We start from the raw sequence: 23,666 nt of genomic DNA on the forward strand, positions 1-23,666 counted from the left end.
CGTCGGCGCAAGCTCTATACCTAGATTCTTCCTATTTTATCCGGGTAATATAAATTCGCCATCACTGCAGAAAAACTGAGTTTCATGAAGCGGGGGAGCCGGGCGGAACCTGGTCACCGTTTCTCTGCTCCTATCACAATCAAAAACGATGTGTCGCGCGCGCCGTCAGAGGTAGAGTGGCGCCAAGTCGTTGATTTCAAAAGAATCAGGGTTCCATTCCCAGTGAAAAAAGTTCCAAGCCCAGTGAAAACCGACAGGATCGCCGTCCGGCTGACAGCTTTGGCTATCGGTGCGATAGAAACTCAGGGGGAACCCTTGGCTTAGCACTCCCTCTAATCGAGTGCTAATATGCCCAATACAAAGGAGTTTCCCCTGATGACCACGCTGTCTGGAGCCTCTGCCAACCAGCTCGCCGTCGCCAATCCATGGTCGATGGTGCCGCCGCTGGGCAACCTGGATGCTTATATTTCGGCCGCCAACCGCCTGCCGATGCTCACGCTCGAAGAAGAGCAGGGCTTCGCACGCCGCTTGCGCGACCACAACGACCTCGAAGCGGCCGGTGCGCTGATCCTCTCGCACCTGCGCCTCGTGGTGTCCATTTCGCGCCAATACCTGGGCTACGGGCTGCCTCACGGCGACCTGATCCAGGAAGGCAACGTCGGCCTCATGAAGGCCGTGAAGCGCTTCGACCCCGACCAGGGGGTGCGGCTCGTGAGCTACGCCATGCACTGGATCAAGGCCGAGATCCACGAGTACATCCTGAAGAACTGGCGCATGGTCAAGGTCGCGACGACCAAGGCCCAGCGCAAGCTGTTCTTCAACCTGCGCTCGATGAAGCAGGGCTTCAAGGCCGACTCGGCCGCGGCCGACAACGGCACGCACCGCGACACGCTGAGCCCCGACGAGGTGTCGCAAATGGCGACCCGGCTCAACGTCAAGCCCGAAGAAGTGCTGGAAATGGAAACCCGCCTGTCGGGCGGCGACGTGCTGCTCGATCCGGGTCCATCGGACGACGGCGACGAGGCCTTCGGCCCGATCGCGTACCTGGCCGACGCCACGCAGGAGCCGACCGCCCTGCTCGAGTCGCAACAGCGCGACCGGCTCTCGAGCGACGGCATTGCCACCGCACTCGAAGCGCTGGACGACCGCAGCCGCCGCATCGTCGAAGAGCGCTGGCTCAAGGTCAACGACGACGGTTCGGGCGGCATGACGCTGCACGACCTGGCGGCCGTGTATGGCGTGAGCGCCGAGCGCATTCGCCAGATCGAAGTCGCGGCCATGAAGAAGATGAAGAAGGCGCTGGCCAACTACGCCTGAGCCTGCCTCCCGCGTTTCACCCGAAAAAGCCCGGCCGCATGCCGGGCTTTTTCATGCCTGTTTGGCCAACGTGCGCAGCGCCCGCTTGGCGATGTACCGGGTGGCCGGCGTGTCCGATTCGGCCATCCAGCGCGCGCAGAGCCGGTCGACCCACTCGGGCTGGGTCTTGCTCGCATCGTTGAGCCAGTTGGCCACAGAGTTCTGCACGTAGCGGCTGGCATCGGCCCGCAGCGGCTCGAGGAGCGGCAGCGCGCGCCAGGGCTCGGCCTTGAGCGCATCGATCTGCGCGCACCAGACGCCGCGCGGACGCGTGAGTTCGCTGGCAAAGCGGCGGATGTTCGGATCGGCATCGGCCGTCCACGGCTGCAGCAGCGCGAGCGATTCGTCGAGCGAGGCGATGACCGCATCGCGCACAGCCATCCAGGCGATTTCCCGCACGCCGAAATGCGGATCGGCGGCAAAACGCCGCACCGCCTCCAGCTGCGCCGCCAGCGGCAGGCCCGAGAGCGTGACCCACTGCGCGGCCCAGCAGCGCGCCACGTCGCTTGCGTGCGTCGCCAGCCGGTGGGCGACCGCATCGCGCTCGGCATGCAGCGCCGCCAGGTCGTAGAGCGCGCGCGCAATGTGGCCGTGCCGCTGCATCGGCTTGAACGCGCCGAGCATGGCGATGGTGTCGGCCAGCCGCTCGCTGGCCGGATCGAGCCCGACGTGGGCCGCCACGCTGCGCGCAAGCTGCGGCAGCTCGAGTGCCATGAATTCGTTGAGGTTGACGGTCTCCAGCAGCCCGTCGTTGAGCGCGCGCAGCACCTCGGGCGGAATGAGCGCGATGCGGAAGGCACCCCTGCGCGCCTTCAGGTGCTCGACGGAGGCCAGGGCAACGGCGGCGTCCATGGGGCCGGTCAGGACTTGAGCAGCGCCTTCACGTCCGACACCATCGGCGCCACGCCGGCGCCATAGCGCGCATAGAGCCGCAGCCGGCCGCTGGTGTCGTAGACGAAGCTGGCGGCCGAATGGTCCATCGAATAGCTCGTGGGGGTCTTGCCCTCGACCTTCTTGTAGTAGACCTTGAAGTCCTTGGCGACCGCGGCAAGCTGGTCGGCCGTGGGAATCAGCGCGACGAAGCCCGGGTCGAATGCGCCCATGTAGGCCTTGAGCACCTCGGGCGTGTCGCGCGCCGGGTCGACCGTGACGAACAGCACCTGCAGCTTGTCGCCATCGCCGCCGAGCTGCTGCTTGACCTGCGCCATCTCGGTCATGGTGGTGGGGCAGACGTCGGGGCATTGCGCGTAGCCGAAGAACAGCACGACCACCTTGCCCTTGAAGTCGGCCAGCGTACGCAGCTTGCCGTCGGCATCCTTCAGCGAGAAGTCGCGGGCATAGTCGGCGCCGGTGATGTCGACCGCATTGAAGCTGGGCTTGGGTTCGCTGCAGGCCGAAAGCCCGAGGCCCAGGGTGGCGGCCATGCCGGCCCAGCCCGCACCGCCGGCAATCAGTTTCAGGGCATTTCGCTTGTTCATGGGCACGGGCATTCGATCAGTCAATCAATCAGCGGAGGTAGTGGTCGACGAGCAGGGCCGCGAACAGCACGCTCAGGTGGATCAGCGAGAACCGGAAGGTCTTGCGCGCCAGCGCATCGGAATAGTTGCGCCAGAGCGCGAAGGCGTAGCCCGTGAAGCCGATGCTCACGCCTACCGCCACCGCCAGGTAGAGCCAGCCGCTCATGCCGTAGATGAAAGGCATCAGGCAGGCCGCGAACAAAATGAAGGTGTAGAGCAGCACCTGCAGCCGCGTGAACTCGTTGCCGTGCGTGACGGGCAGCATCGGTAGCCCGGCCTTGCGGTAGTCCTCGACGCGGTAGAGCGCCAGCGCCCAGAAATGCGGCGGCGTCCACAGGAAGATGATCAGGAACAGGATCAGCGCCTCGGGGCCCACGTCGCCGGTCATCGCGGCCCAGCCCAGCACCGGCGGCATCGCGCCCGAGGCGCCGCCGATCACGATGTTCTGCGGCGTCAGCGGCTTGAGGATCACGGTGTAGATCACCGCATAGCCGACGAAGGTGGCAAAGGTCAGCCACATGGTGAGCGGATTGACCTGGAACCACAGCAGCGCCGAACCGGCCGCGCACAGCAGCGCCGAGAACACCAGCGCCTGCAGGTCGCTGAGCTGCCCGCGCGCCGTGGGGCGCCAGGCGGTGCGCTTCATCTTGGCGTCGATGCCCTTCTCGACCAGGCAGTTGAACGCCGCCGCCGCTCCCGCCACCAGCCAGATGCCGATGCAGGCCAGCACGGCGCGCTGCACGTCGGCCCACGAGGGCAGCCCAGGCACGGCCAGCACCATGCCGATGAGGGCGCAGAAGACAATCAGCTGCACCACGCGCGGCTTGGTCAGCGCATAGAACTGGCGCAGCACGTTGGCGGTGCTTGTCTGCTGCACGGAAATCGGCGTGCTCACGCGGCGGCCTCCCTCTGGTTGTTGTGTGGGGCGCCGGGCGCCTTGTCCGTGTCGTGTGCGATAGCAGCCACGGCCCCGCGGCGGCTCTCGCACAGCGCCCATGTCAGCACCACGGCCAGCGCCGCGGCGCCCCCGGTGTGCAGGACCGCGGCGACCAGCGGCCAGCCGAGCAGCACGTTGCCCAGGCCCGTGGCAAGCTGGAGCAGCGCAAGCCCCGCGAGCCAGTGCGCCTGCGGCCGCAGCGGCGGCGTGCGGCGCAGCTGCCACGCGAGCACGCCCAGCGCGGCGAACACGGCATATGCCATCAGCCGGTGCACGTAGTGGATGGCGGTGAGCGCTGAAAAATCGAGCGGCACGCCATTGCCGGTCACGCCCAGGTGGCGCCAGATCTCGAAGCCCTGGGCAAAATTCATCGGCGGCCACCAGCTGCCCTGGCAGGTCGGGAACTGGGTGCAGGCCAGCACGGCGTAGTTGGTGCTGACCCAGCCGCCGAGCGCAATCTGCAGCAGCAGCAGAGCCGAAGTGGCGATCAGCCCGTTGCGCAGCGCAGGCGACACGGGCGTGGGCAGGCGGTCGGCGGCGGCCTGCCGGTAGCGCACGGCCTGGATGCACAGCAGCACCAGCAGCACCACGGCGCCCAGCAGGTGCAGCGTGACAATGGCGGGAAAGAGCTTCCAGGTGACCGTGAGCGCCCCGAACGCGCCCTGCAGGCAGACCCAGACCAGTGTCAGGGCGGGCCACCATGCACTGAGCGTGGCGTGCTCGCCGCCGGCCGGCGCGGGCACGCGGCGCTGGCGCCGCCGCACGATCCAGGTGGCGCCCGCCAGAGCGAGGATCAGCACGCCGACGCCGGTGGCCAGGTAGCGGTGCACCATCTCGACCCAGGCCTTGCTGTGCGTGACCGGGCCGGTCGGCTGGGCCGACTGCGCCATGGCGATCTCGTGGCGCGCGCCCACCGGGCTCGCGTTACCGTAGCAGCCCGGCCAGTCGGGGCAGCCCAGGCCCGAATCGGTGAGCCGGGTGAAAGCGCCGAACAGCGTGAGGTCGAAGGTGAGGAACAGCGTCAGCACGGTGAGCGCATGCAGCCGGCGCGCCGGTCCGGCGCCCGCGTTGCGGCGCCACACCCACACCAGCGGGCCGAGCGCGATCAACACGCCGGCAGCCATCAGCCAGGCGATGGGGGTGAGGTCGTAGAGCGAGCCGGTGTCCATCATGCAGTGCTAGCGGCCGGGCTCGTCCCAGGAGGCGGAGGCGCGCAGCAGGCGGTCGAGGTCGCGCTTGGCGCGGCTGGCGCCTGCGGCGTCCATGCGGGCCGGAAAACGCATCATCCAGTTGCCCATCGGATCGATCACGTACAGGTGCTCGGCCAGCCCATGGCCCGGGACCGGCGCGAGCCACCTGGCGAGCTGCTCGGCCGGCACGCGCAGCACGGTGGCGCCGCGCAGGCCGTTGTCCAGCCGCGCCGGAACGGGCGCCGCATCGCTCACGAGCCAGACGCGGTCGAGCCGGTCCTTCTCGCGGCCCAGGCTCTCGCGCAGTTGGCGCTGCAGATAGAGCTGCTGTTCGCAGAGCGCATCGCAGGCCGCATCGGCCACCGCCACCAGCAGCCACTGGCCCTTGAGCGTGGCGAAGTCGACCGGCGCACCGTTGCGGTCCGTCGCGGTCAATGCCGGCAGCGTGCGCTGCGGATCGATGAGCTCGCCGTAGACGCTGCGCCCCTCGGGCCGGATCACGTAATAGGTGAAGTACGACGCGATGACGGGCGCGGCGCACATCAGCATCACGGCAATCATCTTCCAGCGCCCGACCACGGTGCGGCGGCCCTCGGCGCCGTCGAGCGCCTGGTTGGGCGACGGCATCGAGTGCACCGTCAGGCCCAGCGGTTCGTCAGAGGCTGCGTTCATCGCGTGCGCGGCGCCGCGAGCGGCGGTAGGGGGAAATGATTTGGAACCAGACATAGAGGATGACCACGAGGGCGGAAAGCCCGAACCACTGGAATGCATAGCCGTAGTGCTTCTCCAGACCCAGAGCGGGGGCCGGCCAGTCGCGCTGCAACCCCTCGGAAGCGGGGCCGACCTGCTGCAGCGACACATCGGTTCGCAGCGGCAGCTTGGTTTCGGCGCGGAACGCTTCCAGGTCGAGATTCTGCCGGATGGGCGAAGACCCCGCGGATTCCGGTGCCGAGGCGGCCGCGGCCGGCTTGCCGAGCTCGAACAAATGGCCCGGCGGCGGCTCGATCAGGCCCGTGACTTCGACGATACCCGGCGGCGTCTCGACCGCGCCCAGTTGCGTGCGGTCGTTGAAATTGCGCTGCACCCAGCCGCGCTGGATCATCACGGCCTGGTCGCTGGCTTCCAGGGCGAACGGCGTCAGCACGTAGAAACCCGGCACGCCATGCATCTGCCGGTTGTCCAGGTAGACCGTCTGGGGCGTCAGCCAGAGGCCGCGCAGCCGCACGGGCCGGTGCAACTCGCCGGCCGGCGCCTCGAGCGCCAGGAACTCGGCCTGGACCAGCGGCGCCTTCTGCTTCTGGGCCTCGATCTCGGCCTGCAGCGCCTCCTTCTGCGCGGCGCGCGACAGCTGCCAGCGTCCCAGCGACACCGTGGCGGAAAGGGCCAGCACGGCGGCCAGCGTGACCAGCAGGAAGCGGCCCCGCCTCGGCCTCGATCGGGCGGGGTGAAGGGGTTGCGGCGTCACTGGAGTGGATGAGGCGTGCGGCCGATAATGGGGGTCATGAAATATTTCATTGCCCTGGTTTTCGTGGGCATCTTCGCGAGCCTTGCCTTCGCGCTCTTCTACATGCTGAAAGACGGGCGCAACGGACGCGCCAAGAGCGGCGGCATGGCGCGCGCGCTCACCTTTCGGATCGGCCTGTCGGTGTTTTTGTTCCTCTGCATGCTGCTGGCCTGGAAATTCGGCTACATCCAGCCCACCGGGCTCCCGCTCGGCAAGTAGATGGTGCTCGTTCCACGAGAACCATGAAAAAGGCGCCTTCCGGCGCCTTTTTTTCTGCATGCCGCGGGGTTCGCTCAAAGCCAGTACACCAGCATGTAGAGGCCGAGCCACACCACGTCGACGAAGTGCCAGTACCAGGCCGCGCCCTCGAAGCCGAAATGGCGTTCCGGCGTGAAGTGGCCCTTCTGCAGGCGCAGCGTGATGAACAGCAGCATCAGCATGCCGATGAACACGTGCAGGCCGTGGAAGCCGGTCAGCATGAAGAAGGTCGAACCGTAGGCGCCGGAACTGAGCTTGAGGTTCAGGTCGGTGTACAGGTGGTGGTACTCGTAGCCCTGCACGCCCAGGAAGAGCACGCCGAGCAGCACGGTGAGCCACATGAAGCGGATGGTCTGGGCACGATGGCCGGCACGCAGCGCGTGGTGGGCAATGGTGAGCGTCACGCCCGAGCTCAGCAGGAGCGCGGTGTTGATCGTGGGCAGCCAGAACGGGCCGACGGTCTGGAAGGGCTCGACGATGTCGGCCGGCGAACCGGTGGCGCCGGCCGCAACGCTGGGCCAGACGGCCTTGAAGTCGGGCCAGAGCAGCGCGTTCTCAAGGCTGCCGAGCGCCGGCAGCGAATGGGTGCGGGTCCACCACAGCGCGGTGAAGAAGGCGCCGAAGAACATCACTTCGGAGAAGATGAACCAACTCATGCTCCAGCGGAACGAGAGGTCGATCTTGTGGCCGTACTGGCCGCTTTCGCTCTCGCCGATGGCGGCGCGGAACCACACGAACAGCGTGGCGAGCCACGCGACCATGCCCGCCAGCAGGGACCAGGCGCCCCACTGGTGGCCGTTGATCCACTGGCCCGCGCCGAGAATCACGAAGAACAGGCCGGTCGCGGCCATGACCGGGTAGGCGGACGGCCCGGGCACAAAGTAGTAGGGCGTGGTGCCGTGGGTGGTTGAACTCATATCAGCTCCTGGCTTTCTTTCTTCTCTCGATTCGATGGGTTCTGGATGTCGTGGGCCACGCGGGCCGGGTTCAGGGCGCAACCACGTAGCGCACCAGCAGCACCAGGCCGACGATGAAAACGATGACCGCGGCAAAGGCCACCGCGATGATGTGCAGCGGGTTCAGCTTGGCCAGATCGTCCTGGTAGGCGCTTTTCTTGCGCACCCCGAAGAACGACCAGCACACGGCCTTCACCGTGTCCCACAGCGTGGCCTTGGGCGGCGTGTTCGGCGCGGTCACGAGCGGGGCTCATGGGCAGCATTCGAAACAGCGGCCACCGGGGCCGCGGGCGTCTTGCCGCCGACTTCGAAGAAGGTGTAGGACAGCGTGATGGTCTTCACGTCCTTGGAGATCTTCGGGTCGATCACGAAGGCGACGGGCCACTGCTTCTTCTCGCCCGGGTCGAGCGTGTACTGGTTGAAGCAGAAGCACTCCAGCTTGTTGAAGTACGGCGCGGCCTGCTGCGGCGCGTAGCTCGGAATGGCCTGCGCCGCCATGCGGCGGTTCTGCACGTTCTGGAATTCGTAGACCACGGTGTTGAGCTGGCCGGGGTGCACCTGCATTGTCCGCTCGGCAGGCTTGAAGTCCCAGAGGCCGCCGCGCACGTTGGAGTCGAACTCGACCGTGATGGTGCGCGTGGTGTCGACCTGCGTGTTGTCGGGCACGCGCACGTTCTTGCCACCGCTCGCGCCGCCCGGCACCTCGAGCTCGTTGAGCGCGAGGATGTTGATGCCGGTCATTTCGCAGATGGCGCGATAGAGCGGCACCAGGGCATAGCCGAACGCGAACATGCCGCAGGTCACCACGGCCAGCTTGCCGACCATGCGGACATTGGCGCGCTTGATGCGTTGACCCAGGCTCATGATGCGGACGGCTCCGTTGGCTTCTGCTTCAGCGTCCGCCGAGCCAGATCATGCGGACCAGGAATCCGATGAAGAACAGCACGGCGATGGAGGCCAGCGTGAGCCCCATGCGGCGGTTGTTCCTTTTTTGTTCGGGCGTGGTCATTGTGGTCATGCAAGCCGGCGGCCTGGCGTCGTTCAGCCGATCACCTTGGTGGCGGTCGGATCGAGCTTGGGCGGATTCTCGAAGGTATGGAAGGGCGCCGGCGACGGCACTTCCCACTCGAGGCCTTCAGCGGCTTCCCAGGGCTTCTGCGAAGCCTTCTCGCCCTTGCCGAGCATGGTCGGCAGCACGATGAAGAAGAAGAAATACACCTGCGCGAGACCGAAGGCGAACGCGCCCACCGAAGCCACCGCGTTGAAGTCGGCAAACTGCATCGGATAGTCGGCATAGCGGCGCGGCATGCCCGCGAGGCCGAGGAAGTGCATCGGGAAGAAGGTGATGTTGAACGAGATCAGCGACCACCAGAAATGGATCTTGCCGCGCGTCTCGTTGTACATCACGCCGGTCCACTTGGGCGCCCAGTAGTAGTAGCCCGCGAACATGGCATAGAGCGAGCCGGCCACGAGCACGTAGTGGAAGTGGGCCACCACGTAGTAGGTGTCCTGCAGCTGGATGTCGATCGGGGCGATGGCCAGGATGAGGCCGGTGAAGCCGCCCATCGTGAACACGAAGATGAAGCCCACCGCGAACAGCATCGGGGTCTCGAAGGTCATCGAGCCCTGCCACATGGTGGCAATCCAGTTGAAGATCTTCACGGCCGTGGGCACCGCGATCAGCATGGTCGCGTACATGAAGAACAGCTGGCCCGTGACCGGCATGCCGGTCGTGAACATGTGGTGCGCCCAGACGATGAACGAAAGGATCGCGATCGACGAGGTGGCGTACACCATCGAGGCGTAGCCGAACAGCCGCTTGCGCGAGAACGCCGGCACGATCTGGCTGATGATGCCGAAGGCCGGCAAGATCATGATGTAGACCTCGGGGTGGCCGAAGAACCAGAAGATGTGCTGGTACATCACCGGGTCGCCGCCGCCGGCGGGGTTGAAGAAGCTGGTGCCGAAGTGGCGGTCGGTCAGCGTCATGGTGATGGCGCCTGCGAGCACGGGCATCACGGCGATCAGCAGGTAGGCGGTGATGAGCCAGGTCCAGCAGAACATCGGCATCTTCATGAGCGTCATGCCGGGGGCGCGCATGTTCAGGATGGTGACGATGATGTTGATCGAGCCCATGATCGACGAGGCGCCCATGATGTGCATCGCGAAGATGCCGGCGTCCATCGAGGGGCCCATCTGCAGCGTGAGCGGCGCGTAGAGCGTCCAGCCCGCGGCGGGAGCGCCGCCGGGCATGAAGAACGAGCCCACGAGCATCAGCGCGGCGGGGATCAGCAGCCAGAAGCTGAAATTGTTCATGCGCGCGAACGCCATGTCGGATGCGCCGATCTGCAGCGGGATCATCCAGTTCGCGAAGCCCACGAAGGCCGGCATGATGGCGCCGAACACCATGATCAGGCCGTGCATGGTGGTGAACTGGTTGAACAGTTCGGGGTTCACCAGCTGCAGCCCGGGCTGGAACAGCTCGGCGCGGATCAGCAGCGCAAGCACGCCGCCCACCATCAGCATGGTGAAGCTGAACAGCAGGTAGAGCGTGCCGATGTCCTTGTGGTTGGTGGCAAACACCCAGCGGCGCCAGCCGGTGGGCGCTGCGTGGTGCTGGTCGTGTGCGTGGCCGTCGTGGGCGTGACCGTGGGGGTCGAGGACTGCACTCATTTCGTTGTTCCTTGCAATTTCTTCGTCGCGGGGCGCTGGGGCACGGTCACTTGCCGCGCAGGGCCAGAACTTCGGCCGGCTGCACCAGCTGGCCCGTCTTGTTCGACCAGCTGTTCTTGGTATAGGTGGCAACCGCCGCGAGGTCGGTGTCGCTCAGCTGCTTCCAGGAGGGCATCGCGCCATTGTTCTGGCCGTTGAGCAGCACCAGCAGCTGCACCTTGTGGTCCGCGTCGACCACCTTGGAGCTGGCGTCCAGCGCCTTGATCGGGCCGGCGCCCTTGCCGTTGGCCTGGTGGCAGGCCGCGCAGTTGGCGGCATAGACCTTCTCGCCGCGCGTCATCATGTCGGGCAGGGTCCAGACCTTGCTCGGATCGTCGAGCTTGGCCGCGGCCTCCTTGCGCTTGCCATCGACCCAGGCCGTGTAGTCGGCTGCCGAGACCACCTTCACGTGGATCGGCATGTAGGCGTGCTCCTTGCCGCAGAGCTCCTGGCACTGGCCGTAGTAGTCGCCCACGGTTTCGGCGCGGAACCAGGTGTCGCGCACGAAGCCGGGAATCGCGTCCTGCTTGATGCCCAGCTGGGGCACGGCAAACGCGTGGATCACGTCGTTGGCAGTGGTGATGATGCGGACCTTCTTCTGGACCGGCACCACCAGCGGGTTGTCGACCTTGAAGAGGTAGTCGTCGGGCATGGCGCCCTTGGCGCCGGCGTCGGACATGGCGCGCTGCGAGCTGTCGAGCGTGGAGATGAAGGCCAGGCCCTCGCCTTCGCCGTTCAGGTAGTCGTAGCCCCACTTCCACTGGTAGCCGGTGGTCTTGATGGTGAGGTCGGCGTTGGTGGTGTCCTTCTGGGCCACCAGCACCTTGGTGGCGGGCAGCGCCATCACGATCACGATGATGAAGGGCACGATGGTCCAGATGACCTCGACCACCACCGATTCATGGAAGTTGGCCGCCTTGTGGCCGACCGACTTGCGGTGCTTCCATATCGAATAGAACATGACCGCGAACACGGCAACGAAGATGACCGTGCACAGGATCATCATCACCGTGTGCAGGAAATGCTGTTCCTGCGCAATCTTGGTGACGCCCAGCGGAAGATTCAGCTGGCGCACCGAGGGGCCGCCGGGCAGATCGTTGACTGCGTGCGCCGCGCCGCTGAAAGCCGCGCCGGCCGCCAGCAACAGATTCGCCGGCCTGTACTTATTGCGCCAAATGCTCTTCATCGTGTTCACGTTTCTTCAATTTTTTCAACAAACCCAACCGTGCAGCGCCGCGCGAGCCCTCAGGCGCCACGCAACGCCATGCGAATCTCGCGCGCCAATGCGGCTCGCAACTCCGGGCGTACATAGCGCCCCACCCTGACCGATCGACCCTGACCCGAGACCTCGATCAGCGAACGATCGCCGGCCTGCGGTTCGATCCGCACCTGGTGCGGCAGAAATTCCGTGCGCTCGTAGTCTCCACCGTTCTCGAGCTCCACCACCAGCCGGCCGCCCTGCAGCGCAATCCGTTCTCCATCGGTTGCGTGCCGCGCGTACAGCATGAACGCGAAACCCACCGCGGCCAGTTCGAGCCAGGCAAAAGGCAGAACCAGCGGCGCACCGAGCATCCAGAAGACCGCGCCGATACCGAGCGATACCACGCACAGCGAGGCGTAGAGCCAGCCCAGCTGGCTCGGCGTCACCGAGCAGTTGCGCTTCAGGAACCAGTGGATGTTCTGGCCTGAAACGGTGGCAAAACGAAACACGGAATTCGGCACGGGCGAGTTCAGCAAATCGGTGCGTCGACGACTGTCCGACCCCTTGTCTCCACAGGATCGAACAGACCTCGTTCGCGGAACACTACCCGCGAGTTTCACGCAACGGCGGATTGTAGCGGGTAGACACAGGCGCCCGGTCGCGGATGCGCAGCTGGCCGGGCGCGCCGGTCAGGCGCCGGGCCGCCCGCGCTGCAGCATCGAGCGCATCTCGCGCAGCGACACCGCGCTCTCGGCCGAAAGCGCCACGCGCGGCGCGGGCTTGAAAGCATGGCCGTAGATGACCTCGAAGGTCAGCGCGATGCGCCCGCCGCCCTCCTGCGCCGGTGCCAGCTCGGGCAATGCGTGCTTGAGCGCCTGGTGCCATGCCTTGCCGCGAAGCGCCGGAAAGCGCGCCGGATGCAGATTGCGCCCGAGTGTGCGCAGCTCGGCCAGCGCCGCTTCGGGCGTGGCCCAGGTGAGCACGATGCGCTCCATGTCCATCACGGGCTCGGCGAAGCCGGCATGCACCAGCATGTCGCCCCAGTCGTGCATGTCGGTGTATTCGTGGCCCGCGGCCGGCCAGCCCAGGCGCGCATGCAGCGCCCGCAGCTCGCGCACAGTGTCGGGGCCCAGGCACGAGAACATCAGGAAGCCGTCGGTCGCCACCAGCCGGTGCCAGCGCGCAATGAGCGCCTCGGGGTCGGCCGCCATGTGCAGCGACATGTTGGCCCAGAGCAGGTCCACGCCGTCCTCGGGCGGCGCATCGAAGCGCAGCTTGCTGCCCTGCCAGCGGCGCGCGCTCCACCAGGGCGCGGCCAGCGCCTCGCCGGCCGCGGCGGCCAGGTTCGCTTCGGGTTCGATCACGAAGCAGGCGGCCTCGCGGTAGCGCCGGGCCACGAGCTCGTGCGCTTCGAGGCCGCCGCGCAGCGGCGCCCAGTCGGCCCAGGTGCGCGGCTGCGCCTTGATCCATTGCAGCCGGTCTTCCATGCGGCGGCCGATTTCCTCGTGCAGCCAGGGCGAGCCGTCGGCGGGCGCGAGCCGGCTCCAGCGTGCGGCCGCCGTGGGATCGATGGTCGGCGGTCTTCTTGCGGGGTCGGTGGCCATGGGGCCGTGAGTATATTGAGCCCATGTTCAGTCGTTGGGCCGATCGGCCTTTGACCTCTCTGCTCGCGCGGCTGCCCAGCCAGTGCGAGGTGTGCCGCGCATGGCCCTCGCGCCGCATCTGCGATGCCTGCGTGACGCGCTTCGCGCCGCCGGCCGCGCGCTGCGGCAGCTGCGCCCTGCCGGTGCCCGAGGGCGTGGCCCGGTGCAGCGAATGCATGCGCCTATGCGTGGCCCTGGCCCGATTGCATCGCTCAATTCAAGTTTCATGGCGAGGCCGGCTGGGCCGGGCCGCTTGCCACGCTGATGCGCAGCGTGCCGTGGGTGGAGCCGGCGCTGGAGCAATGCGACCGGGTGCTGCCCATGCCGATGGCGCCGGCCCGGCTGCGCGAGCGCGGCTTCAACCAGGCGCTCGAACTGGCGCGCCGGCTCGCGCCCGCCAAGACCGACGCGGCGCTGCTCCTGCGCACCCGCGAGACGCCGGCGCAGAGCGGCCTCGCGCGCGCCGAGCGCCTGCGCAACCTGCGCGGCGCCTTCGCGGTGGAGCCCTTGCGCGCCCACGAGCTGCAAGGCCGGCGCGTGGTGCTGGTCGACGACGTGATGACCAGCGGCGCCTCGCTGTTCTCGGCCGCCGCGGCGCTGCGGCTGGCCGGCGCGGCGCATGTCACGGCCCTGGTGTTCGCGCGCACCGATCCGCCCCATTGAGCCCCGCGACAATCGGCGCATGTTCCATATCGTCCTGGTCCAGCCCGAAATCCCGCCGAACACGGGCAACGTGATCCGCCTTGCCGCCAACACCGGCTGCACGCTCCACCTGGTCGAGCCGCTGGGTTTCTCGATGGACGACCGCCTGCTGCGCCGCGCCGGGCTCGACTATCACGAATATGCCGAAGTGAAGCGCCACGCCGGCTGGCAAGCGCTGCTCGATGCCGAGCGGCCCGCCGCCGAGCGCATGTTCGCGCTCACCACGCGCGGCACGCGGGCCGTGCACGATGTGCGCTTCCAGCCCGGTGACTGGCTGGTGTTCGGCTCGGAAACCAGCGGCCTGCCGCCCGCGGTGCGCGAGGGCTTTGCCGAACCGCAGCGCCTGCGGCTGCCGATGCGCGAAGGACAGCGCAGCCTGAATCTCTCGAACGCCGTGGCGGTGACCGTCTTCGAGGCCTGGCGCCAGAACGGCTTCGGCTGAGCAAAGGCCTCAGCGGTAGCGGCGCACCACCGATTCGGCCACGCAGGCCGGCTTGGCCACGCCTTCGAGCTCGATCGTGGCTTCCCAGGTCATCTGGATGCCGTCGTCGGCAATCGGCTCCGCCGTGAGCAGCTTCATGCGCGCGCGCAGCCGCTTGCCCACCGGCACCGGCGACATGAAGCGCACCCGGTTCAGGCCGTAGTTCACGCCCATGCGCGATTCGACCACCTCGAGCGCCGTCTCGAAAAAGCGCGGCAGCAGCGACAGCGTCAGGAAGCCATGGGCGATCGGCCCGCCGAAGGGCCCGGCCTTGGCGCGCTCGACGTCGACATGGATCCACTGGTGGTCGCCCGTGGCTTCGGCGAACTGGTTCACCTGCTCCTGCGTGATGGTGATCCAGTCGCTCACGGCAACTTCCTGGCCGACGCAGGCCGCAAGATCCTGAAGCGTCTGGAATGTCTTTTTGGTCATGCGGGGCATTCTGGCGCGAAGGCCGGCGGCCTGGCTGTCGGCCTTGCGACAGCCCCGGCCCTCAGCCTTCCAGCCAGTCGCAGATCGGCTGCCACTGCGCCAGGTCACGCTGCACCCGGCCCGGCGCGATGTCGAACAGCGTGAGCCCGCGCGCCGCGAGCTGCACGTAGTTCTGCGTGTCGCGCAGCTCGCCCAGCACCGGCACGCCGAGGCTGGCGATGAACTCGTGCAGCCGGTCAGCCGCCAGGGTGCGGGCGTTCACGCGCATGCCCACGAGGCTGATCCGGGTCTTTTCGGCGCGGCGCTGATCCTTCAGCCGGTCGAGGAAATCGCGCGTGGCGTAGATGTCGAAGATGCTCGGCTGCAGCGGCACGATCACCCGGTCGGCCAGCGCCAGCACCTCCTTGAAGCGCCAGCCGTGCAGGCCGGCGGGGGTGTCGAGCACGGCATGCGTGGTGCCGCGCGGCGGCCGCACCACGGCGCTGTCGCCGGTGGCTTCCCAGGTGGCGATGGGCCGCGCCTGCGGCGGGCGCAGGCCGAGCCAGAGGCGCGACGACTGCTGGCGGTCCACGTCGCCCAGCATCACCGCATGGCCGCGGCTCGCAAAGTAGCCCGCAATGTTCGTTGCGAGCGTCGATTTGCCCACGCCACCCTTGGGATTGGCGACCAGAACCACCGGCATAGCATCTCCTCCAGAGCTGGAAACCTCCGCATCGTAGCGACACGCGGTGCGCGCAGCCCCGGCAAGCGCCAAACCTGCGCTATGTTCGCGGCATGACGACAACAACATCGGCCGCCGGCGACACCGGCGGCATCTACGTGCTCGCGGCCCATCCGCACTGGCGCGACTCGCGCGTGAACCGGCGCATGCTGGCCGCCGCGCGCGGCGTGCCGGGGGTCGATGTCAACGACATCTACGGCAGCTACCCGGACTTCGCGATCGACGTCGAGGCCGAACACGCCCGGCTCGCGAAGGCCAGCCTGGTGGTGCTGCTGCACCCGATCCAGTGGTATTCGATGCCGGCGCTGCAAAAACTCTGGCTCGACGACGTGCTCAGCTACGGATGGGCCTACGGACCCGGCGGCGCGGCCCTGCAGGGCAAGGACTTCTGGCTGGTCGCCACCACGGGCAGCCCCGAGGCGAGCTACCACCCCCAGGGCTACCACCGCTATTTCTTCGACGCCTTCCTGCCGCCCTACGAGCAGACCGCGGCGCTGTGCGGCATGCGCTTCCTGCCGCCGCTGGTCTTGCACGGCGCGCGCAGCGCCGCCGAGGACGAAGTGGCGGCGCACGTCGGCGTGTTCGCCCAGCGGCTCGGCAGCTACCCCCAATGGCCCGAACTCGAGGAGCTCGACGCCTGCGTGGCCTGCCCCGTCCCCGAAACCGACCGCCCGGCCGAAGCCGATGGCCTGGACGAGGCGGCGTCCGCCGCCAACGAAGAACAGAACAGCGAAAAGGGCATGGCCTGAGCATGGAACACGCACCCGCCTGGCTGACCAACAGCCTGATCTACCTGGGCGCCGCCGTGCTGGTGGTGCCGCTTTCGAAGGCCCTGGGCCTGGGCTCCATCATCGGCTACCTGGTGGCCGGCATCGCGATCGGCCCCTGGGGGCTCGGGCTCGTCTCCAGCGTGGAGGACGTGCTGCATTTCGCCGAGTTCGGCGTGGTGCTGATGCTGTTCCTCGTGGGCCTGGAGCTCGAACCCAAGCGCCTGTGGAACCTGCGCCGTCCGATCTTCGGCTGGGGTGCGGCTCAGGTGCTGAGTTGCGCCGCGGTGCTGTTTGCCGTCGGCTGGGCCGCGGGTGCCGAATGGCGGGTGGCGCTGGTGGCGGCGCTCGGCCTGGCGCTCTCGTCCACAGCCATTGCGCTGCAGGTGCTGGGCGAACGCAACCTGCTGAAAACACCCAGCGGCCAGGCGGGCTTCTCGATCCTGCTGTTCCAGGACGTGGCGGCCATTCCGATCCTGGCGCTGCTGCCGCTGCTGGCCGGCGCCACGGCGGCCGAACAGTCGCTCAGTGGGCTGGACCGCACGCTCGAGGGCCTGAAGATCGTCGGCGTGATCGCCGGCATCATCCTCGGCGGCCGGATGGCCCTGCGGCCGCTGCTGCGCTGGATCGCGCGCAGCGACACGCCCGAGATCTTCACGGCGGCGTCGCTGCTGCTGGTGGTGGCCATCGCCGCGCTGATGCAGTTCGTGGGCCTGTCGATGGCGCTGGGCGCCTTCCTTGCCGGCGTGCTGCTGGCGGAAAGCGAATACCGGCGCGAGCTCGAGACCGACATCGAGCCCTTCAAGGGCCTGCTGCTGGGCCTGTTCTTCATCGCGGTGGGCATGTCGATCGACTTCGGCGTGCTCATCGCGAGCCCGGGGCTGATGGCGCTGCTGGTGGTCGGCTTCATGGCCATCAAGCTGGCCGTGATCTACGCGCTGGCCAAGGCCATGGGCCTGGCCTACCAGGAGCGGCCGGTGTTCACGCTGCTGCTCGCGCAGGGCGGCGAGTTCGCGTTCGTGGTGTTCCAGGCCGCGGGGCCCGACGTGCTGCCGCCCGAGACCACCTCGCTCCTGATCGGCGCGGTGGCGCTGTCGATGCTGCTGTCGCCGCTCCTGCTGGTGCTGCTCGACAGGTTCGTGTTGCCGCGCTACAGCCGCAGCAACGGAACGCAGCTGGAAGAAATTTCAGAGCCGCAGGACGCCAAGGTGCTGATCTGCGGATTCGGCCGATACGGACAGATCGTGGGCCGCATGCTGATGTCGCAGGGCCTGCGCGTGACGGTGCTCGATCACGATGCCGACACCGTGGAAGGCCTGCGCCAGTTCGGCTTTCGCGTGTTCTACGGCGACGCGACGCGGCTCGACCTGCTGCGCACCGCGGGCGCCGGCACGGCCAAGGCCATCGTGGTGGCGGTCGACGACATCGAGCAGTCGCTCAATATCGTCGACCTGGTGAAGGAGCACTTTCCGCAGGCCCGCATCATCGCGCGGGCCCGCAACGTGACCCACCTCTTCCAGCTGCGCGACCGCGGCGTGACGGATGTGGAGCGCGAGGTGTTCGAGTCGTCGCTGCGCAGCGCGCGCAGCACGCTCGAGGCGCTGGGCTGGCCGGCCCACGAGGCGCGCGAGACGGCCATGCGCTTTCGGCGCCGGAACCTCAAGCTCAGCGACGATATCTACCCGCACTACAAGGACCGCGCGAAGCTGATCGCGGCCAACAAGGCGGGCCGCCAGCAGTTCGAGGAACAGATGGCGCGCGAACGCGAAGAGCGGCAGCGCCGCTCGGGCCGCGACTGGAACCTGATCGAGGAAAAGGAAGAGGCGGACGCGTAGCCCGCCCTTGGCCCAGCCTCCGGGCGCTCAGCCCTCCAGCTTCAGCAGCCTGACCGCATTGCCCTTCAGGATGCCCGGCATCACCTCGGGCTTGAAGCCGGCCGCCTCGAAGTCCTTCATCCAGCGGTCGGGCGTGATCAGCGGGTAGTCGCTGCCGAACAGGATGCGGTCCTTCAGCAGCGTGTTGGCGTACTGCACCAGCTGCTTCGGAAAATACTTGGGGCTCCAGCCCGACAGGTCGATCCACACGTTGGGCTTGTGCGTGGCCACGCTCAGCGCCTCGTCCTGCCAGGGAAAGCTGGGGTGGGCCATCACGATCTGCATGTCCGGAAAGTCGATGGCCACGTCGTCCAGGTGCATCGGATTGCTGTACTCCAGCCGGAGGCCGCCGCCGCAGCGCATGCCCGAGCCGATGCCGCTGTGGCCGGTATGGAAGATGGCCGGCAGCTTGTGCTCGGCGATCACCTCGTAGAGCGGCCAGGCCATCTTGTCGTAGGGGTGGAAGGCCTGCACCGTCGGGTGGAACTTGAAGCCCTTCACGCCGTGCTCCTCGATGAGCCGGCGCGCCTCGCGCGCCCCCATCTTCCCCTTGTGCGGATCGATGCTCGCGAAGGCGATCATCATGTCGCTGTTCTTCTGCGCGGCCTCGGCGATTTCCTCGTTCGGGATGCGGCGGCGGCCCATGTTCGATTCGGCATCGACCATGAACATCACCAGCCCGATCTTGCGTTCGCGGTAGTAGGCGACGCTCTCGGCAATGGTGGGCCGGCCGCTGGAGCCGAAGTACTTGTCGGCGGCGCGGTCGTATTCCTCGCCGTAGTTGTCGAACGGGTTCCAGCAGCTCACTTCGGCGTGGGTGTGGATGTCGATGGCGATCAGGTTCCGGTGGTCCATGTCGTTGTCTCCAGTACGGGTAAGTCCCTAGGTATCGGGGGGCTCAAGTGCCTTGAATTGATTATTTATCATAACCATAATCCAACTCACACACGAATGCAATCATGACCAATTCCGACCTCCAACTCGACATCCGCGACGACGTGGCCATCGTCCGCCTGACGCGCGGCGCCAAGCGCAACGCGCTCTCGGACAGCCTGATCCTCGCGCTGCGCAACACCTTCGAGACGCTGCCTTCCACGGTGCGCGCCGCGGTGCTCGACGGCGAAGGTCCGCACTTCTGCGCCGGCCTCGACCTGAGCGAGCTGAAGGAGCGCGACGCCGGCCAGGGCATGCAGCACTCGCGGCTGTGGCACGGCGCGCTCGACCTGATCCAGCACGGCCCGGTGCCGGTGATCGCGGCGCTGCACGGCGCGGTGGTGGGCGGCGGCCTCGAGCTGGCGAGCGCCTGCCACATCCGCGTGGCCGACCGCAGCACCTTCTATGCGCTGCCCGAAGGCTCGCGCGGCATCTTCGTGGGCGGCGGCGGCTCGGTGCGCATTCCCAAGCTGATCGGCGTGGCGCGCATGACCGACATGATGATGACCGGCCGCGTCTACAACGCCGAGGACGGCGAGCGCGCCAACTTCGCGCAGTACCTGGTCGACGAGGGTGCGGCCTTCGACAAGGCCTTCGAACTTGCCAAGCGCGTGGCCACCAATGCGCCGCTGACCAACTACGCGCTGATGCATGCGCTGCCGCGCATTGCCGAGCAGTCGGCCGACCACGGCTTCTTCACCGAGGCGCTGATGTCCGGCATCGTGCAGAACGCGCCCGAGGCCAAGGCGCGCGTGCGGGACTTCCTCGAAGGCCGCGGCGCCAAAGTGAGCAAGGAATGACCACCATCCGATACCGTCCGCTGGCCTTCGGCGTCACGCGCGCCGTGCTGCGCGAAGGTGCGCCAGGCACGCAGTACCTGCGGGCCGAGACGCCGCTCGCGCCCTACCGCGACCGCATGACCGACCGCCTCGCGCACTGGGCCGAACAGGCGCCAGAGCGCACCTTCATCGCCCGCCGCGAACGGCTGGCCGACGGCAGCACCGGCGACTGGCAGCGCGTGAGCTACGCCGAGGCGCTGCACAAGGCGCGCGGCATCGGCCAAGCTCTGCTGGACCGCGGCCTGAGCGCGGAGCGCCCGGTCGCGATCCTGAGCGAGAACGGTATCGAACACGCCCTGATGGCGCTCGGCTGCCTCTATGCGGGCGTGCCGTACTGCCCGGTGTCGCCGCCCTACTCGGTGGTGAGCCAGGACTTCGAGAAGCTGCGCCACGTGCTGGACACGCTCACGCCGGGCCTGGTGTTCGCGGCCCACGCCGCGCGCTTTGGCCGCGCCATTGCCGCCGCCGTTCCCGCCGACACCGAAGTGGTGATCGCCGAAGGCACGATCGAAGGCCGCGCCACCACGCCGTTCGACGCGCTGGCCGCCACGCCGGCCACGCCCGCCATCGACGCCGCGATGCGCGCCACCGGCCCCGACACCATCACCAAGTTCCTCTTCACCTCGGGCTCCACCAAGATGCCCAAGGCCGTGATCAACACGCACCGCATGTGGTGCGCCAACCAGCAGCAGCTGCGCCAGTCGATTCCCGCCCTGGGCGAGGAGCCGCCGGTGCTGGTCGACTGGCTGCCCTGGAACCACACCTTCGGCGGCAACCACAACGTGGGCATCGTGCTGGACAACGGCGGCACGCTCTACATCGACGATGGCAAGCCCACGCCCGGCGGCATGGCCGAGACGCTGCGCAACCTGCGCGAGATCGCGCCCACCATCTACTTCAACGTGCCGACCGGCTTCGAAGCCATCGCGCACGCCATGGAAACCGACGCGGTGCTGCGCCGCAACCTGCTGTCGCGCGTGAAGATGTTCTTCTACTCGGGCGCCGCGCTCTCGCAGCCCGTGTGGGACAGCCTGCACCGCACGCAGGAGTCCGAAGTCGGCGAACGCATCGTGATGGGCACGGGCCTGGGCATGACCGAGTCGGGCCCGTTCGCGCTCTACGTCACGGGGCCCGAGGTCAAATCGGGCGACGTGGGCCTGCCCGCGGCCGGCATCGAGCTCAAGCTGATCGAGGTCGACGGCAAGACCGAGGTGCGCTACCGCGGCCCCAACATCACGCCCGGCTACTGGCGCGCACCCGAAGCCACGGCCGAAGCCTTCGATGAAGAGGGCTTCTTCTCGACCGGCGATGCGGTGAAATGGATCGACGAGTCGAACATCCACCGCGGCCTGCGCTTCGACGGCCGCATCGCCGAAGACTTCAAGCTCGCCACCGGCACCTTCGTGAGCGTGGGCCCGCTGCGCGCCAAGATCATCGCGGCCGGCGCGCCCTACGTGCAGGACGCGGTGCTGACCGGCATCAACCTGAAGGAAGTCGGCGCGCTGGTCTTTCCGACGCAGAAGGTGCGGCAGCTGGCGGGCCTGCCAGAAGGCGCGTCGATGCAGCAGGTGCTCGAAAGCGCACCGGTGCAGGCGCACTTCCAGCAGGTAGCCAACGAGCTGGCGGCCATGGGCACCGGCAGCGCCAACCGCATCGCGCGGCTGCACCTGATGGCCGAGCCGCCCTCCATCGACAAGGGCGAAGTGACCGACAAGGGCTCCATCAACCAGCGCGCCGTGCTCAAGCACCGCGCCGCGATCGTCGAGGCACTGCATGCCGACACCCTGCCCTTCACCCTGAAGCCCCGCTGAACCACCACCCGAGGAGACACACACCATGAAGATCGAAGGACAAGCCGCACTCGTGACCGGCGGCGCATCGGGCCTGGGCGAAGCCACCGCGCGCGAACTCGCGCGGCTGGGCGCCAGGGTGGCCGTGCTCGACCGCAATGCGGAGCTCGCCGAAAAGGTGGCCGCAGAGATCGGCGGCGTCGCGTGCGTCTGCGACATCACCGACACCGACAGCGTCAATGCTGCGCTCGACAAGGCCGCCGCCGCCCACGGCCCCGCGCGCATCCTCATGAACGTGGCCGGCATCGGCAGCGCCAAGCGCATCGTCGGCAAGGACGGCAATCCGGCGCCGCTCGAAGACTTCGTGCGCGTGGTCAATATCAACCTGGTCGGCGGCTACAACATGGCGCGCCTCTTCGCTGCACGCTGCGCCAGGCTCGATGCTTTGGACAACGGCGAGAAGGGCGTGATGCTCTTCACCGCCTCCGTCGCGGCCTTCGACGGCCAGGTGGGCCAGCAGGCCTACAGCGCCTCCAAGGGCGGCCTCGTGGGCATGACGCTGCCGATGGCGCGCGACCTCGCGCAGCACGCGATCCGCGTCTGCACCGTGGCGCCGGGCCTCTTTGCCACGCCGCTTTTGATGGAACTGCCCGAAGCGGTGCAGCAATCGCTGGCCGCATCGATCCCGTTTCCGCCGCGCCTGGGCAAGCCTTCGGAATTTGCCGAACTGGCCTGCCACATCGTGACCAACGGGCACCTGAACGGCGAAGTGATCCGCCTCGACGGCGCGTTGCGCATGGCGCCGCGCTGATTTTCAGTCCCAGCAAACAGAGCCCAGGAAAACCAGGAGACAACACCATGACCAACAGACGCCAATTCGTGCAGGCACTCGGCGGCGCAGCCGCGCTCGGCGCCCTGCATCCGCTTGCCGCACTCGCCCAGGCCGTGCAGCAGGCCAAGATCTACTACGGCTTTCCGGCCGGCAGCGCGGGCGACAGCGTGGCGCGCCGGGTGGCCGAGAAGCTGGGCGACACACCCTACTCGAAGATCAACGCGGTGGTCGAGAACAAGCCCGGCGCGGGCGGACGCATTGCGCTCGACACGCTCAAGGGCTCGCCGGCCGACGGCTCGGTGCTGTGCCTCGCGCAGGCTTCGGCGCTGTCGACCTATCCGCACATCTATACCAAGCTGAGCTACGGCCTTGCCGATTTCGCGCTGGTTTCCATTGGCGCCGTGATGACGCACGGCCTGGCCGTCGGTCCGGTGGTGCCGGCCAGCGTGAGGACGCTGAAGGACTACATCGCCTGGGCCAAGGCCAACCCCGGCCAGGCCAGCTACGGCTCGCCGGGCGCGGGCTCCACGCCGCACTTCCTGGGCGCGCTGCTGGGCCTGAACACCGGCACCGACCTGCGCCACGTCCCCTACCGGGGCTCGCTGCCGGCCATCAACGACGTGGTGGGCGGGCAGATCGCCTCGAGCATGACGCCCGTGGGCGACTACCTGCCCTTCGCCAAGGCCGGCAAGCTGCGCGTGCTCGCCACCTCGGGCGCACAGCGCGCCGCCTACCTGCCCGACGTGCCCACCTTCACCGAGCAGGGCTTCCCGGAAATCGTGGCTGACGAATGGTTCGGCTTCTTCGCACCGGCCAAGACGCCCGCCGCCGTCATTGCCGCCGCGAGCACGGCGATCCAGGCCGCGCTCAAGGACAAGGCCGTGGCCGAGGGCCTGCTGTCGGTCGGCCTGATCGCCCACGGCTCCTCGCCCGAGGACATGAAGAAATCGCTCCAGTCCGAATACGAGCGCTGGGGTCCGCTGGTCAAGAAGATCGGCTTCACCGCCGAGTCCTGATACAC

General features: G+C 67.6%; 26 protein-coding genes and 1 pseudogene. 10 read left to right on the top strand and 17 right to left on the bottom strand.

The features are described from left to right. Window positions 1–375: 375 nt before the first annotated feature. Window positions 376–1,317, top strand: a complete 942-nt coding sequence (gene rpoH, locus EJO66_RS23010; RefSeq protein ID WP_124960132.1) for an RNA polymerase sigma factor RpoH — start codon at window positions 376–378, stop codon at window positions 1,315–1,317. A gap of 51 nt (window positions 1,318–1,368) precedes the next feature. Here rpoH and EJO66_RS23015 read toward each other — a convergent pair whose 3' ends face one another. From EJO66_RS23015 to EJO66_RS23040, 6 genes are read right to left on the bottom strand one after another with little or no spacing between them, the layout of a single operon-like run. Continuing rightward, window positions 1,369–2,208, bottom strand: coding sequence for a DNA alkylation repair protein (locus EJO66_RS23015; protein ID WP_124960133.1), 840 nt, complete (start codon window positions 2,206–2,208; stop codon window positions 1,369–1,371). An 8-nt stretch (window positions 2,209–2,216) separates the two neighbouring features. Continuing rightward, window positions 2,217–2,834: an SCO family protein gene (locus EJO66_RS23020; protein ID WP_185738363.1), complete on the bottom strand. Its 618-nt coding sequence runs from the start codon at window positions 2,832–2,834 to the stop codon at window positions 2,217–2,219. A 28-nt stretch (window positions 2,835–2,862) separates the two neighbouring features. After that, entirely contained in the window at window positions 2,863–3,768 is a 906-nt protein-coding gene (cyoE, locus tag EJO66_RS23025; RefSeq protein WP_015867152.1) for a heme o synthase, read from the bottom strand. After that, a complete protein-coding gene (locus EJO66_RS23030; RefSeq protein ID WP_125966283.1) occupies window positions 3,765–4,982 on the bottom strand; it encodes a COX15/CtaA family protein in 1,218 nt (405 codons plus the stop codon). The genes cyoE and EJO66_RS23030 overlap by 4 nt, the downstream gene beginning before the upstream one ends. Before the next feature lie 6 nt (window positions 4,983–4,988). Next, window positions 4,989–5,672 (bottom strand): hypothetical protein, encoded by a 684-nt coding sequence (locus EJO66_RS23035; RefSeq protein ID WP_124960136.1) that lies wholly within the window; start codon window positions 5,670–5,672, stop codon window positions 4,989–4,991. Further along, window positions 5,656–6,465 (bottom strand): SURF1 family protein, encoded by an 810-nt coding sequence (locus tag EJO66_RS23040; RefSeq protein WP_125966284.1) that lies wholly within the window; start codon window positions 6,463–6,465, stop codon window positions 5,656–5,658. The genes EJO66_RS23035 and EJO66_RS23040 overlap by 17 nt, the downstream gene beginning before the upstream one ends. Before the next feature lie 27 nt (window positions 6,466–6,492). On the opposite strand from EJO66_RS23040, the gene EJO66_RS23045 reads away from it, so the two are divergent. After that, window positions 6,493–6,723, top strand: coding sequence for a twin transmembrane helix small protein (locus EJO66_RS23045; RefSeq protein WP_124960138.1), 231 nt, complete (start codon window positions 6,493–6,495; stop codon window positions 6,721–6,723). 74 nt (window positions 6,724–6,797) lie between these two features. Here EJO66_RS23045 and EJO66_RS23050 read toward each other — a convergent pair whose 3' ends face one another. The 8 genes from EJO66_RS23050 to EJO66_RS23080 form a co-directional block, all read right to left on the bottom strand. Continuing rightward, the gene (locus EJO66_RS23050) at window positions 6,798–7,679 is read right to left on the bottom strand and encodes a cytochrome c oxidase subunit 3 (RefSeq protein WP_124960139.1); all 882 of its coding nucleotides are present in this window, start codon (window positions 7,677–7,679) and stop codon (window positions 6,798–6,800) included. Between the two features lie 70 nt (window positions 7,680–7,749). After that, complete coding sequence (locus EJO66_RS23055; protein ID WP_015867158.1) at window positions 7,750–7,959, bottom strand: DUF2970 domain-containing protein; 210 nt, start codon at window positions 7,957–7,959, stop codon at window positions 7,750–7,752. Next, the gene (locus EJO66_RS23060; RefSeq protein WP_124960140.1) at window positions 7,956–8,582 is read right to left on the bottom strand and encodes a cytochrome c oxidase assembly protein; all 627 of its coding nucleotides are present in this window, start codon (window positions 8,580–8,582) and stop codon (window positions 7,956–7,958) included. The genes EJO66_RS23055 and EJO66_RS23060 overlap by 4 nt, the downstream gene beginning before the upstream one ends. A gap of 28 nt (window positions 8,583–8,610) precedes the next feature. After that, a complete protein-coding gene (locus EJO66_RS33080) occupies window positions 8,611–8,727 on the bottom strand; it encodes a cytochrome oxidase small assembly protein (RefSeq protein ID WP_223262351.1) in 117 nt (38 codons plus the stop codon). A gap of 32 nt (window positions 8,728–8,759) precedes the next feature. After that, a complete protein-coding gene (gene ctaD, locus EJO66_RS23065; protein WP_124960141.1) occupies window positions 8,760–10,391 on the bottom strand; it encodes a cytochrome c oxidase subunit I in 1,632 nt (543 codons plus the stop codon). Window positions 10,392–10,437: 46 nt separating this feature from the next. After that, window positions 10,438–11,616: a cytochrome c oxidase subunit II gene (gene coxB / locus EJO66_RS23070; protein ID WP_124960142.1), complete on the bottom strand. Its 1,179-nt coding sequence runs from the start codon at window positions 11,614–11,616 to the stop codon at window positions 10,438–10,440. Between the two features lie 59 nt (window positions 11,617–11,675). After that, entirely contained in the window at window positions 11,676–12,152 is a 477-nt protein-coding gene (locus EJO66_RS23075) for a DUF2244 domain-containing protein (RefSeq protein WP_124960143.1), read from the bottom strand. Window positions 12,153–12,320: 168 nt separating this feature from the next. Continuing rightward, entirely contained in the window at window positions 12,321–13,235 is a 915-nt protein-coding gene (locus EJO66_RS23080) for a class I SAM-dependent methyltransferase (protein ID WP_018906707.1), read from the bottom strand. Window positions 13,236–13,258: 23 nt separating this feature from the next. Between EJO66_RS23080 and EJO66_RS23085 the strand changes: the two are divergent. Together EJO66_RS23085 and trmL are read left to right on the top strand one after the other, a co-directional pair. Next, window positions 13,259–13,937, top strand: a pseudogene (locus EJO66_RS23085) (ComF family protein). Between the two features lie 19 nt (window positions 13,938–13,956). Next, window positions 13,957–14,418: a tRNA (uridine(34)/cytosine(34)/5-carboxymethylaminomethyluridine(34)-2'-O)-methyltransferase TrmL gene (trmL, locus tag EJO66_RS23090; RefSeq protein WP_124960145.1), complete on the top strand. Its 462-nt coding sequence runs from the start codon at window positions 13,957–13,959 to the stop codon at window positions 14,416–14,418. Window positions 14,419–14,427: 9 nt separating this feature from the next. Here the strand turns inward: trmL and EJO66_RS23095 are convergent, their stop codons facing one another. Further along, window positions 14,428–14,898 (bottom strand): MaoC family dehydratase, encoded by a 471-nt coding sequence (locus tag EJO66_RS23095; RefSeq protein ID WP_124960146.1) that lies wholly within the window; start codon window positions 14,896–14,898, stop codon window positions 14,428–14,430. 52 nt (window positions 14,899–14,950) lie between these two features. After that, entirely contained in the window at window positions 14,951–15,571 is a 621-nt protein-coding gene (locus EJO66_RS23100) for a ParA family protein (RefSeq protein WP_124960147.1), read from the bottom strand. Between the two features lie 92 nt (window positions 15,572–15,663). On the opposite strand from EJO66_RS23100, the gene kefF reads away from it, so the two are divergent. Both kefF and kefC read left to right on the top strand, forming a co-directional pair. Next, window positions 15,664–16,359: a glutathione-regulated potassium-efflux system oxidoreductase KefF gene (kefF, locus tag EJO66_RS23105; RefSeq protein WP_124960148.1), complete on the top strand. Its 696-nt coding sequence runs from the start codon at window positions 15,664–15,666 to the stop codon at window positions 16,357–16,359. Between the two features lie 2 nt (window positions 16,360–16,361). Further along, window positions 16,362–18,212, top strand: coding sequence for a glutathione-regulated potassium-efflux system protein KefC (gene kefC, locus EJO66_RS23110; RefSeq protein WP_125966285.1), 1,851 nt, complete (start codon window positions 16,362–16,364; stop codon window positions 18,210–18,212). A gap of 27 nt (window positions 18,213–18,239) precedes the next feature. On the opposite strand, the gene EJO66_RS23115 is transcribed toward kefC, so the two are convergent. Then, the gene (locus EJO66_RS23115) at window positions 18,240–19,106 is read right to left on the bottom strand and encodes an amidohydrolase family protein (RefSeq protein WP_124960150.1); all 867 of its coding nucleotides are present in this window, start codon (window positions 19,104–19,106) and stop codon (window positions 18,240–18,242) included. A gap of 104 nt (window positions 19,107–19,210) precedes the next feature. Here EJO66_RS23115 and EJO66_RS23120 point away from each other — a divergent pair, with 104 nt between their 5' ends. The 4 genes from EJO66_RS23120 to EJO66_RS23135 are packed head-to-tail and all read left to right on the top strand — an operon-like array spanning window position 19,211 to window position 23,661. Next, window positions 19,211–19,984 carry a crotonase/enoyl-CoA hydratase family protein gene (locus EJO66_RS23120; RefSeq protein ID WP_125966286.1) on the top strand — a complete coding sequence of 258 codons (774 nt, stop codon included), beginning with the start codon at window positions 19,211–19,213 and terminating at the stop codon, window positions 19,982–19,984. Continuing rightward, window positions 19,981–21,834, top strand: a complete 1,854-nt coding sequence (locus EJO66_RS23125) for a feruloyl-CoA synthase (protein ID WP_125966287.1) — start codon at window positions 19,981–19,983, stop codon at window positions 21,832–21,834. Before EJO66_RS23120 ends, EJO66_RS23125 begins: the two co-directional genes overlap by 4 nt. Before the next feature lie 25 nt (window positions 21,835–21,859). Next, entirely contained in the window at window positions 21,860–22,624 is a 765-nt protein-coding gene (locus EJO66_RS23130; protein WP_125966288.1) for an SDR family NAD(P)-dependent oxidoreductase, read from the top strand. Window positions 22,625–22,671: 47 nt separating this feature from the next. After that, window positions 22,672–23,661 (top strand): Bug family tripartite tricarboxylate transporter substrate binding protein, encoded by a 990-nt coding sequence (locus EJO66_RS23135; protein ID WP_125966289.1) that lies wholly within the window; start codon window positions 22,672–22,674, stop codon window positions 23,659–23,661. The last annotated feature ends 5 nt before the right edge of the window (window positions 23,662–23,666 follow it).

The organism is Variovorax beijingensis (genome assembly GCF_003951285.1).
Taxonomy (GTDB): Bacteria; Pseudomonadota; Gammaproteobacteria; order Burkholderiales; family Burkholderiaceae_C; genus Variovorax; species Variovorax beijingensis.